At 47.7% G+C, this 12,903-nt stretch carries 10 protein-coding genes; 1 reads left to right on the forward strand and 9 read right to left on the reverse strand.

All coding sequences use genetic code 11. From position 1 onward, the window contains the following. Window positions 1–164: 164 nt before the first annotated feature. Window positions 165–1,433, reverse strand: coding sequence for a S1C family serine protease (locus ASD24_RS16075; RefSeq protein WP_056697487.1), 1,269 nt, complete (start codon window positions 1,431–1,433; stop codon window positions 165–167). A gap of 860 nt (window positions 1,434–2,293) precedes the next feature. Between ASD24_RS16075 and ASD24_RS16085 the strand changes: the two genes are divergently transcribed. Beyond that, a complete protein-coding gene (locus tag ASD24_RS16085; protein WP_056697491.1) occupies window positions 2,294–2,506 on the forward strand; it encodes a hypothetical protein in 213 nt (70 codons plus the stop codon). Here the strand turns inward: ASD24_RS16085 and ASD24_RS16090 are convergent. From ASD24_RS16090 to ASD24_RS16125, 8 genes are all read right to left on the reverse strand, one after another. After that, window positions 2,475–3,281, reverse strand: a complete 807-nt coding sequence (locus ASD24_RS16090) for an MBL fold metallo-hydrolase (RefSeq protein ID WP_056697493.1) — start codon at window positions 3,279–3,281, stop codon at window positions 2,475–2,477. The genes ASD24_RS16085 and ASD24_RS16090 overlap by 32 nt on opposite strands. 6 nt (window positions 3,282–3,287) lie before the next feature. Further along, on the reverse strand, window positions 3,288–4,031 hold the full coding sequence (gene yycI / locus ASD24_RS16095; protein WP_056697495.1) for a two-component system regulatory protein YycI: 744 nt from the start codon (window positions 4,029–4,031) through the stop codon (window positions 3,288–3,290). A 262-nt stretch (window positions 4,032–4,293) separates the two neighbouring features. Next, the gene (locus tag ASD24_RS16100) at window positions 4,294–5,574 is read right to left on the reverse strand and encodes a YycH family regulatory protein (RefSeq protein ID WP_056697497.1); all 1,281 of its coding nucleotides are present in this window, start codon (window positions 5,572–5,574) and stop codon (window positions 4,294–4,296) included. After that, the gene (gene walK, locus ASD24_RS16105) at window positions 5,558–7,408 is read right to left on the reverse strand and encodes a cell wall metabolism sensor histidine kinase WalK (protein WP_056697499.1); all 1,851 of its coding nucleotides are present in this window, start codon (window positions 7,406–7,408) and stop codon (window positions 5,558–5,560) included. Before walK ends, ASD24_RS16100 begins: the two co-directional genes overlap by 17 nt. Further along, window positions 7,408–8,127, reverse strand: coding sequence for a response regulator YycF (gene yycF, locus ASD24_RS16110; protein WP_056697501.1), 720 nt, complete (start codon window positions 8,125–8,127; stop codon window positions 7,408–7,410). The genes walK and yycF overlap by 1 nt, the downstream gene beginning before the upstream one ends. 305 nt (window positions 8,128–8,432) lie before the next feature. Further along, window positions 8,433–9,965 (reverse strand): M23 family metallopeptidase, encoded by a 1,533-nt coding sequence (locus tag ASD24_RS16115; protein WP_056697503.1) that lies wholly within the window; start codon window positions 9,963–9,965, stop codon window positions 8,433–8,435. 634 nt (window positions 9,966–10,599) lie between these two features. Beyond that, a complete protein-coding gene (locus ASD24_RS16120) occupies window positions 10,600–11,364 on the reverse strand; it encodes a hypothetical protein (RefSeq protein WP_056697504.1) in 765 nt (254 codons plus the stop codon). 186 nt (window positions 11,365–11,550) lie between these two features. Then, on the reverse strand, window positions 11,551–12,837 hold the full coding sequence (locus ASD24_RS16125) for an adenylosuccinate synthase (RefSeq protein ID WP_056697506.1): 1,287 nt from the start codon (window positions 12,835–12,837) through the stop codon (window positions 11,551–11,553). Between the last annotated feature and the right edge of the window lie 66 nt (window positions 12,838–12,903).

Raw genomic sequence — 12,903 nt, forward strand, 5'->3', positions numbered from 1 at the left:
CTTTTGTCCTTTAATCGCCATAAAAAATGCACCCCCTAGAATTTCATCGGCTAAACCCAGGGGTTTTTCCAATGTCTATTCTAAGGGGTGCACTCCACGACCTGACCAGCTCTTTCTTTTATTCCCTAACACAATCTCACCATAGCATGTGCTTAATATATGTTTTACTCCGGTTTATCCGACAGCTTCACCGATACCTTCTCGGCTTTGCCGTCCCGATAGAAGGTTACCTCAATCGTATCGCCGATTTTCTTCTTATCATACAGATACTTACGAAGATCAAGCGTAGAGGTAATCTTTTGCCCGTCAAATTCAGTAATAACATCGTTCAGCTTCATACCCGCCTCCGATGCAGGCCCCGATGCTTCAAGCACGACCACACCGCTATCTACATGGGATGGTAGTTTTAGATCCTTACGCTGCTCGTCATCCAACGGAGCGTAAGGATTGCTCAGATCGACAGTGTACACACCCAGGTATGGACGAGATACTTTGCCGTGTAGCAATAGCGAATCGACAGTCTTCATTACTTCGTTCATCGGAATCGCAAATCCAAGACCTTCAACGCCCGTATCCGATATCTTCATCGTATTAATGCCGACCACTTTCCCGTTCAGATCAACCAGTGCGCCGCCGCTGTTACCTTCGTTGATCGCTGCATCTGTCTGAATAACGTTCTGCTCCCAGTCGTACACGCCATCCTGATTAATCGACACGGGTAGAATGCGATCGGTATAACTCACAATCCCAGATGTCAGTGTACCGCCCAGACCGAGCGGGTTACCAATGGCAAGTACGGTCTGACCTCGTTTAAGCTTGCTGGAATCGCCAATCTCCGCCACAGCTCCCAGCCCTTTATCCTCTGTCGACAGCACCGCAATGTCACTCACCCGGTCTTTACCAACCAGCTTTGCTTTATGTGTCTCGCCGTCCACCGTTACAATCTCAAGATCACTCGCACCTTCCACCACATGGTGGTTGGTCATAATGTAGGCTGTGCCCTCTTCCTTCTTGAAAATGACACCTGATCCTAACGCTGAGTCCTCCATAGATAGGCTGCTGCCCGTTTTATGATTCACAATGCTCACTACAGAAGGACGCACCTTCTCAGCTGCCTGAATGATCCGGTCGTACGGATCAACCGCTTGAGCAGAGGGCGCGCCGCCACCTGAACCATTGCCTATTGTGGCATTAGATAACGGTACAGACGCTGGCTGCATGATGAAGCTGAACAGGGTAACGGTAACGATGGAGCTGATCACAGAACTGATCACGGCTACTTTGACCGTGGAGCTAATACCCGAACGTGATCTGCGCGGATTCTGCCACCGATCACGCCCTCCTGGGCGGAGAATCTGAAGTTTGCCCTTCTGCACAGGTTCGGCGCGTCTTGAAACTTTAGTTGAATAAAAATCGTCTCCGAACAATCCCATCGTGATCCTCTCCCCTTCGTTGTCACGCATCAAGATCCTGACTGCCGCCTGATCATTGTCGCATGGGACGTCGATGGTGTTCTCACATACCCCACTCCGCCGACAGATGAGCTTCCGATCGCTGTTAGCCCTAGATTTCTTGTGCCCTTTGTTTAAGGGTGAAATCCGGGGATGAAGGCGAACCAATGCTCGCGATAAAGCTTTCTTTCAGAAAGCTCTGAGCTCCGCTTCTCCAGCTTCGTTCTGTGTCCTCCATTACGTGCGTGGCGTAAATACCAGCTCTTTCCCCATGCTTTTTGCATTTTCCAAAATCTTTTTTTGCATATCGCCGCACTCCCAAGTACACGAAATGAAGCGTCTATGTACAACAGAATGGATCTCCCACTCTGCCAGTGACTCTATCAATCAAGCTCTCGCATTTTTTTGATATGCCAATACACTCACCAGTTCGCTCACATTCCAGCCTATTTCCAAGTGCTCCTTATATACTAAACACGCTAAATCTGAAAAAGTTGCATAAATACGAAGAATATCGCAAATTTCCGCTAATTTGCAGCTAACGATAAAGGTTCATACTATATCTATCACCACAAAATCCAGTTCGCTAAGCGCATATTTACCCTTTCAGGCAAACTTTTTCTAATCCGATAAGCTACTGTTTCAGCATACATGCCTTCTTCTTTCATTTATAGCGGCAAAAAGAGGAATGTTTTCCAACCAGCCTGACTACAATAATAGTAAAAAGGTTGTTCAAAGAAGGATGCGAAGGTTCATAGAATTGTGTCTTCAAAAAGGGTAGCAGGCATCCTTCGTAATCAAAAGTGGACTTTTTGAACTACCATTAGAAGGAGGATTTACTTATGGAACGCACACGTACACTCACAGCCATGGAAGAGGTTCATATGGCGGCCAAGCTGGCCGATCTCAAAGAAGAGCACTACCGCAATACATTAGCCCTAAGCACCATCATTGAGCTGCTCGTGGACAAAGGCATTCTCACCCGCGAGGAAGTAGAGCGCAAAGCCGCTGAGCTAGACAGCTTTATGGCTCACCCACCCTATCCCATGGTGTAGGACGGTCATAATACGTATCACAGAGTTTGAACTCATGATCCCGATAGAAGCATCCACGACTCTCCATCGCATCGCGCACGGTCATTTTCGCCAGATCCATCATATTATGATCCCGGCTGAGATGCGCAAGATACGTGCGCTTGATGCGTCCGTTCATCAATTCACTGAGTGCTGCACCTGCCGCTTCATTCGACAAATGCCCGATATCGCTTAAGATTCGGCGCTTGGTATTCCACGGATAACGTCCCATCCGCAACAATTCGACGTCATGATTCGATTCGAGTACGAGCACGTCAGAATTCGAGATGGCATCGCGAACCTTGTCGCTCATATAGCCTAGATCGGTCGCAACAGACAGCTTCTCACTGCCATCATCGAACGTGTACCCTACAGGTTCTGCTGCATCGTGCGAGATCCCGAAGGACTCCACGCGGAGCGAGCCAAAATCATGCTTCTCACCCGTTTCAAAGATCCGCCGGTTCTCCTCAGGAATTGCCCCAACTGATTTCTCCAGCGCCGCCCACGTATTCGTGTTTGCATAGATTGGTAAATTATATTTCCGAGACATCGCGCCTAGTCCTTTAATGTGATCGGAATGTTCATGTGTGACCAGAATGCCGTCCAGCTCTGTTCCTGCGATCTCCCGTTCCTGAAACAGTGCATCCAGCCGCTTCGCACTGAGGCCTGCATCAATCATAAGTGATGTGCCTCCATGCTGTATGACTGTGGCGTTTCCTGTAGAACCACTAGACAATACGGTAAAATAAATCCCCATAACTCATTACTCCCCTGGTTTATCTGTCTTGGGACTGAATACATCCCCACTGATGCCCTGCACGTACAACACTTCGCCACTTTCCAGCACGAATCGCCATGCCGGCATCGCAACTTGTAGATCTGAATTGAACAACTGGCCGTAATAGCCAAGCTGAATATCTTTGACAATAGAATCATTAGGCAAAAAGTTCTCGATCAGCGTACCCAGCGCCTTCGACGCCGGAAGCACCTGCTGCTCGCTCTCCTCCGCTGTCGTAATCTTCACCGGAGTCTGAAGGTAACCTGTAATCTTCTGATCGCTGTAGAATAGCTCCAGACTGACATTGAAGAGCGGCCATTTGCTATCCACCAATGGATGAAGGACAAATGCCCCATCCTCCGCCATCAGTTGATCCAGTCGGTAAGTACCGATCTGCGGAATCTCATCTTGCAGCGCGTCCTCTAACTCACTTTGTGAGAAGATTAGCTTGCTGTCTACAGGCTGTTCCAGCTCAACACGGATACCTGCCTCGTCCTCTTCTATAAATTCATAGGACAGCTTCGGTAGCTTCGGTGTTTCATTCGGGATAGGAGCGAGCACCTGAATCCCCTTCTCTTCCATCGCCTGCTGTGTATTATCCGCCAGCGAGGTGAAGTCCAGATTGGCTCCGGCCGTCTCCCGTGCATCCATCCAGATCTGATATCCCAACACTAGATTCAGTAACAGAAAGGCATAGATTAATACATTTTTCGCCCGTCCCCAATCCAAAACATTCACCTCCACCAGTTAACTAAATGAAATACTTGATTGCTAACGAACTCCACACGTCTTATTAGCTCCATTTTCGGCAAATTTGTAATCTAACGAATTGGAGAGACGTTATTTCTAGCATGTATAGACCTTTCTATCGCTTTTCACCGGTACTCTACGACAATAGCATCGCTGAGGTTCGTTAGATTCTGCTCCTATGCTGATTCCGCCATTTAAGGTGTGTCAGATTCGTTAGCTCTTTGCTCCACTCTACGAACTATTAAGAAACCGTCGTTTCCTCCCCATTGCCGAAGCGAATCACCCATACCGGGATCAACTTAAGACCATCCTCAATCGCAGACGGTCTATACGCTGGATATACATCTACAACCTCACGATTCGCACCAGCTACCTTCTGTATGAGTGCCTTCAGCTTGTCCCCGCCAGGCAGCTTGACCGATTGTTTCGTCTCCGTACCTTCGTTCAGATACTCCAATGAACGCTCATAGCTGGATACGGTCTCCTGCCGCATTTCCATGTTGATCGTACCGAAACGGAATTGCATCGAGTCCATAATCGGAAAGCTACCGTAATATTGCTGGAACTGAAGCTGTGTTTTGTTATCCGCTGTCTCCAGCATCAGACGCGACCGTCCTTTCCAGCCCCCATGCTGATTGACAAAATCCACCGCAGACAAGGCGTCCTTGGCCGCATCAATCTGTCCCGCAGGTGGTGCAGCTGGATCGGTGTAACTAATCCATCGTTGATCCTGCTTCACTTGCAAACTCCGCTTACTATCCGTGTAAATCTCTGACCCATCCTTTTCCCGAATATTCCGGGTCATGCTAGGGTCGAAGAACAAGCTGCGCTGCATCTGCTCTACCGTAAACTGGCTTGTTGGCATACTCGCCTCAATCGTCTCAATAGCTTCGGAAGGAATATAATAGCGACCATCCATCAGCGTATAAGGCGTCCAGTTGCTGCCGAAGTCCACATGCTGCTGCACATCCTGTACCGTTAGGTCAGCCTGCGTAGCCTCGTAAACGACATCTCCCTTGGCGCTGAAGAATAGTGCATGCGCCTTGGTTTCATTTTTGGCGGTATAGATTGAAATTCGGTTAATCGTCTCTCCCTGGAAGAGGGAATCCGTGCCTAGTCGCATTACTCGCTGTAACAAAGCCACCGGAATACCCTCCTTGAAAGACAGCTCAAAGCCAGGGTTGTCCTTCCGAATCTGATCCCAGTTCACAGACTGCACACTACGACGCTGAAAATCATCAAACGTTCGCCCCTGCAGCCGTGAGAAGATCAATTGATAGAACGTATTGCCTGGGTAAAACACAGTATGTTTATCCTCACCTAGATGAATAATCATCTGATCCGGAAAAATTAATTCCTCAATGTTACGCTCTTGACCCATATTCTCGGTCTTTACATAGTTCGTTTCAGATGTCACAACCGAATCCCCACCGCCTGGTAGACGATAGATTAGAAAGTAACTCTGAACTAAGCTGGCAACAACGAGTGTGGTAAGCACCAGTGATTTAATCCGTTCCTTCACGGTGCTCACCTCCTTCATCACGCATCGGCAATGTGAATGTTACGGTTGTCCCAACGTCCAGCTCTGATTCAAGCGTAATACTGCCGTCATGCGCTTTTACAATTTCCCGGGCAATGGATAGCCCAAGCCCTGTTCCGCCCATACTACGCGAACGAGCCTTATCTACACGGTAAAACCGTTCAAATATACGATCCAAATCCCGCTGTGGTATACCCATTCCCGTATCTGTTACCGAGATTGCGAGCGTCTGATCATTCGTTTTGCGTGCTGCAATCGTGATCCTACCACCCTCAAGTGTGTACTTCAGCGCATTGGACACGACATTATCAAGCACCTGATCAATCTGATCCCGATCCAGCGGTACCGCAGGAAGATCACGCTCCACCGATAATACAGGCTGAATATCCTTTTGATGCATCTGGAATGAGAATCGATCCGTCACTTCCTCCAGCATCTCCAGAATATCCGTAGGTTGTTTACGCAGAAGAGCCTCTTTGGAGTCTAGCCTGGAGAGATGTAGCAGATCCGTAACCAGGCGGATCATTCGCTCTGTCTCATTCTGGATAACGCCTACGAACCGCCCAGCGAGCTGTGGATCTTCAAGTGCACCATCATCAAGCGCCTCGGCATAACTCTTAATGGTGGTCAGCGGCGTACGCAGCTCATGGGATACATTCGCCACGAATTCACGCCGGGATGCTTCCAGCTCTTCTTGTTCCGTGACATCCTGGAGAACCGCAATCGTTCCGGTAATTCCTAACTCACGCCTGTGAACAGGCGTGAACGTCATACGAATGACAACAGGCTCCTCCTGACCCGCAGGAGCAATCTGCAACAGGGTTGAACCTGTGAAGCCGCTCGCGAGTGCTTCCGCATCCTCAGGATCGATACCGAGCAATACAGCGAAGTGCCTGCCCTCAATATCTGCCGGACGCATTCCCAGAATGCTACTTGCACGGCGATTGACTAGAATAACTTTGCCATACTCGTCTGTTGCAACTACACCATCACTCATATTGGTCAGAATAGAGGTCAGTTTCTCTTTCTCCTCTTCATTCTGAGAGAGTGCGTCACGCAAACGGCTGGTCATATAGTTAAATGCCCGGCTGAGCTGGCCGATCTCATCTGTGCCGAATACAGGGGTCTGTTGGTCAAAGTTACCTTCAGCCACCGCTGTTGCCCGCCTCGTCACTTCCTTGATCGGTTGTGTAATCGTATGGGATAGAATGACGCCGAGCACCGCTGTTAACACAAGGGCAATAAGAATGCCCGAAATAAAAATCTTGTTAATGCCCTCCATGGTGGCATATAACTCATTCATTGATGCGGCAATATATACCGCGCCAATGATCTTGCCGCCGGACAATACCGGCTTGGCAACCACCTTTTTGCGGACATTGTCCTCATCAACGATATATTCCTCATTGTCTCGAATGCCCTGCAACGCACGGCTGACAACGGTCTGTGTATTTTTTCGCCCAACATAGTCTGAATGAGAGCTTAGTGAGGTGGTCAGCACCTTACCACTGGCGTCCAACACTTGAATCTCTGCCCCGTTAATATTGAACAGATTGTTCACTAGTACGCGCAGATTTTCCGTTTTGTCTTCGCCAGCCTCCACTTCGCCGCCTGCCATCGTCTCTCCCACCAGCACCGACAGCATCTCCGCTCTCGCCTGTAGATCCTCGGTGAAGTTACTAGTTAGAGAATTCTTCATCGCGCTGACAAAATAAACGCCAATCAATTGCATCGCAATTAGAATCAGCAGTACATATATGATAATTAGCTTCGCCTGAATCGTTCGGAAGAACGAAAATCGCGAGAATCGCCCCATTATATCCCCACGCTTTTGGGACTACGCACCAGATAACCTAATCCACGGCGCGTCAGAATCGTCTCCGGTTTGCTCGGATTCTCCTCAATCTTCTCGCGCAGACGACGGATCGTTACATCCACAGTACGCACATCCCCGAAATATTCATATCCCCATACGGCCTGTAACAGATGTTCCCGTGTCATCACCTTGCCCGAATGCTTCGCCATGTAATAGAGAAGTTCATATTCACGGTGGGTCAGATCCAGCGGCTCTCCGCCTTTGTACGCTGTATACATGTCCATATCAAACACCAAGTCGAACAGCCGCATAACCTGCTTCTCATCCTCTTGCGCTTCCGTCGCAATAGCCGGCTTCTGCCTTCTGCGCATCTGTGCCTTCACCCGTGCAAGCAGCTCTCTTGTGCTGAAAGGCTTCGTTACATAATCATCCGCACCCAGCTCCAGACCGAGCACCTTATCAATCTCGCCGTCCTTCGCAGTCAGCATGATGATTGGCATTTCCAGATGTGCACGCACCTCACGGCATACATCCATTCCATCCTTGCCTGGTAACATCAGATCGAGTAGCATGAGATCCGGTTTCTCGGCTAACGCCAGTTCGACGGCACGAATCCCATCGAAAGCGCAGATGACCTCATATCCCTCTTTTTCCAAATTAAACTTCAGAATGTCTGCAATAGGCTGTTCATCGTCCACGACCAAAATCTTCCCCTGCATCGACTGTATTCACCCCTGTATCCTGCTTGATCCGCATATGCGGTCTATCTCTTTATATAAGTTGTTCTGTCATCATCGTTAGTTGTTCATCTTAGTTGTCTATCCTATTAGGTTGAACATATATAGTTTATCATACCTGAACCAGCGTCACATCCCGATTGGCAATCGATCAGCGGCAAAATGAAATTTTTTTACATATCTGAAGTGATCCATAGAAAAAAGGCCAGCCTAAGCTGACCTTCATGACAAGAAAAATCCACATTTTGATACAAGCATATCGCGGAATTTTCTTCTTAATATAATTACTAGTTCAAGTATGTCATTGGATTCTCTGCCGTACCATTCTTAATAATCTCGAAGTGCAGATGTGTTCCTGTTGAACGTCCAGTATTGCCCATTACACCGATACTCTCGCCCTTTTCGACGATCTGTCCAACTTTAACACCAATGCTGTTCAGATGTCCGTATAATGTTTCGTACCCGTTACGATGGTTAACGATAATAACATTGCCATAACCGCTCTTCTGTCCAGCAAACGTCACTACACCTTCATCCGAGGATTTCACATCCCGGTTCCCAACAAGGTCTACACCTTTGTGCTGACGACCCCAACGTTCACCGAAGCTGCTGCTCATCGTTGCGCCGGAGACAGGCCATGCGAACTCGCCCGTACCTTCGCCGACTACTTTCGTACCGCTAAGAACGACTTCAGTCACTGCTGACTTAACCACTTCCTGACCTAACCATTCCTCTTGGACAACTTCGCCATTTTCTTTCGTGATCCGATATTGCATATTTTTCAAGCCGCTTTGACCTGGACGTACCACTTTGGTTATCCCTGCTTTTAGCTCAGCACTTTTACGTACTTCAACCTGTGGTTTGATCTCGATCTGCTCAACAACTTGTTCGACTGATTTCACAGTAACCGCCGGTTTTGGAACCGTAAGTGTCAGCTCGTCTCCAATTTGCATAGACGTTTCTTTAATGCCAGGGTTATTTTTACGAATCTCACTTTGTGTGAGCTCGTATTTGGCAGCGATGGAAGAGATGGTATCTCCTTCTCGTACCACATAGGTTACAGGCGCGTCTTTACCGACCGTTAATGCTTTAACCGCCTCAGAAACATCCCATATTTTGTTTGGATCTGCCTTAACTGCATCCGTCTCAACATCTTCTTTGATATCTACGGATTTCAACGTCGTACTTGGCCCTTCAGCTTTCTTCGAAGAGTTCGCCGATACCGACTTCGTCTTGAGCGAGCTACGCACAGCCGATGCCGATATGTATTTGCTTTGCACTTGCTCAAGAATCGCATCTGCTGTTGCTTGATCCTTCACAATGCCGATTACTTCACCGTTGACCTTCAGCTCCACGCCTTTAGCGTAAGCCGTAAGCATATCGTCGAGTTTATTCAGTGTTTCATCACTGTTAATCTCCGGTTTGTATGCTTTTACCGTTTCGGTGGTAATGCCGTCCGTATTAAGTACCATTTCCGCTTGTGGATATTTATTTTGGTATTCCTCTGTTTTGTCTGCAAATAGCTGCTGTAATTGCGCTTCGTCTGTAATGCTGCCGATAGCCTGTCCTTTGACGATTACGTTATAATACGGAACCGTGTTGGCTGCAACATACTGTTTCCCTGCAAATCCGACCGATGCAGCAATAAACAATCCACATGCTGTCGTGATGATCCATTTGCGCGAAGCTTGAACGCGCTTCTGTTTAACACTGAAGTTGGACATGCTCATGTTGTTTTTGTCTTCGGCCGTCCGGTGTTCCCCGGATTGTTCGTGTTCCCGGTTTTTGCCCGGTTGGCGTATGCCTCTGAAACCTTTCATGATTCTCTCCTTTTCAGCACTTCTAGGCTCGCATTTCTGTCAAGACATCACCCATCGTGTGTGTCTCATGTTTGTTGATCTATCTATCTGGGTGTCCGCAAATCAGGACTTTAGCTGCGCTCGTAAAAGTGTCAAAATTTTAACCTTTTGTCGCACCCGTATACTTTAACACAGGTTTTACACTCTTTTCAACTGTAGCCATCACAGCGCAAAGCCGCGCCCCGCTTGGTTTTCCTGTATTATCCATATGGTGGCAGGTCATTCGGGCTTCATTCTTCCCCTTAATATTAAGAAACTATGTACTTCTCATCAAGTTTTATGACTAGGTTCTAAGACCCACCGAAATATGACTTCTCTTTCATAAAAACACAACCTGAAAATCCCTCGCCAGAGGAACTCTGATAAGGGATTTTGTATCGTAACCTGCTATAGGATGCCTTAATATCACAGCTAGTTATGCCAAGTAATTTCTTCCACGACTCCATTGGATATCGTCTTTATATGAAACACTACTTTCGGTTGCGTTACTAGGGCAGTCGCCCTGTTGCATTTCTTATATATGCCAGTAAGATTCGCAGAAATACCGCGAGTATCTCAGATCGGAAGAGGAACATTCCTCGCCCTACCCTACTGTTCACTCTGCTTGCAGTACTTCCATTAAGTTATCATATTCTTCGCTGGTCAGATACTTTGAGATTACCTGCTCTATCTCACGTAATTCCTGCTCCGTCAATCCACCCTCCATAGCACCGGAAATTTGTTGCATTTCCTTCTGGGGTAACTTAGCCATCAATAAGCTGAAGATTTTCTCCTTATCCTCCAGCGGCAATTTATCCTTCACACCTGTGATGTCATCTGGCGATACAACAATTGCATCATTACCTGTCGGTGCAGTTCCATTAGAACTTCCACCTGTTCCGTTGCCGGAAGCAACACCTTCCCCTGTACTACCTACAGAACCACCTGTCGTCCCACCTACGCCTGAACTTTCATCTGAATTAGACTCATTTCCGCTACTCTCACCAGAACCGGAACCAGTTGATGTATTCGGTTGGTCGCCACCTAGAGACACCTCGGTATCACGTTCTGTACTCCCTGGATCGTCATCTGTGCCATTCCCCATTACAGAAGTGGCATTCTCCGGCACCTGTTCTTCTTCTGCTCCTGTAGGCTGATCTGGTGGTTCAATCTCTGTCTTCTTGTCCTCTCCAGATTTTCCACCGATCATGCCTTGAAACATAGCTGCCAACCCTAAAGGCTGACCCTCCCACTGAATATTAAAACTTGCAAGCAGCGATTTAGCATAAGACTGTACAATTAGTCCGGTCGTCAGCAAGGTCAGTGCACTGATCAACACAACGGTAAGCACCATTTTTACAAACCATTGAAGCAGCTTCATTTCCGATCTCTCCCTCCAATTTCCCACCCGTTCATCTTGCTTCACTTCGGGTCTATCACTCTACTGTTAATCAGTATTGACGGAAATTAGAGGAATATAATCGGTTCTCATCATTATGAATTGTTGTGTATACGAAAAAAACCTCGGTGACCGCTAAAGTAGCGACCACTGAGGCTTCAATAATGCTTATTCGTAAATTGGAAGTACTTGATTCGTTTGTTCACGGTTACGACCAACAGAGAAGATCGCGATTGGAATACCCGTCAACTCAGATACACGTTTTACATAGTTCTGTGTGTTTACAGGCAGATCCTCAAGCTTCTTCGCTCCAGTGATATCCTCACTCCAGCCTGGCATTTCTTCATATACTGCTTCACATTCTGCCAGCATTTTGAGGCTTGCTGGGTAGTGAGTGATAACCTCACCGCGGAATTTGTAACCTGTGCAGATTTTAACGGTGTCTAGACCTGTCATAACGTCCAGTGAGTTCAAGGACAGACCTGTAATACCGCTAACACGACGAGCGTGGCGAACGACAACGCTGTCGAACCAACCTACACGACGCGGACGTCCAGTTACCGTACCGTATTCGTGTCCAGTCTCACGAATTTGGTCACCAATCGCATCATGCAGCTCCGTTGGGAATGGGCCATCTCCTACACGCGTTGTGTATGCCTTAGCTACCCCAATCACTTGCTGAATGCGGGCTGGGCCTACACCAGAACCGATACATACGCCGCCTGCGGATGGATTGGATGAAGTTACGAACGGATACGTCCCTTGATCCAGATCGAGCATCACGCCTTGTGCGCCTTCAAACAATACTTTTTTGTCCTCATCGATATATTCATTGAGCACAACAGATGTATCACGTACGTAAGGACGCAGGATCTCTGCGTATCCCAGGTAATCTTTCAGAATCTCTTCCACATCGACAGGTTGACCGTTGTAAACCTGCTCGATGATGCGGTTTTTCTCTTTAACCAGATGACGCAGCTTCAGTTCGAAATCTTCCGCATCAAGCAGGTCGACCATCCGAATACCAATCCGAGCTGATTTGTCCATGTAAGCTGGGCCAATACCTTTACCGGTTGTACCAATTTTGTTTGGACCTTTGCTCTCTTCTTCCAGTGCATCCAATACCATGTGGTATGGCAGGATGACATGAGCACGTTCACTGATGGACAGGTTCTTCGTTGTGAAGTCATTATCATGAATATAATTAATTTCTTCAATAAGTGCCTTCGGGTTAATCACCATACCATTACCGATTACACACGCTTTGTCCGTGTAGAAGATACCCGATGGAATCATCGTTAGTTTATATTTTTTGTTGTCGATCAGAATCGTGTGCCCTGCATTGTTACCACCTTGGTAACGTGCAACCACGTCTGCCGTTTCTGCTAAATAGTCCGTAATCTTACCTTTACCTTCGTCTCCCCATTGCGTTCCCACTACAACTACCGTTGACATAGTACATACCTCCGTGGGTGCCTTGCGCACCTTTGTATTGGTCTGTCCGTCCTCTATCTCGGCAGG

Source organism: Paenibacillus sp. Root52 (assembly GCF_001426865.1).
In the GTDB taxonomy this organism is placed as follows: domain Bacteria; phylum Bacillota; class Bacilli; order Paenibacillales; family Paenibacillaceae; genus Paenibacillus.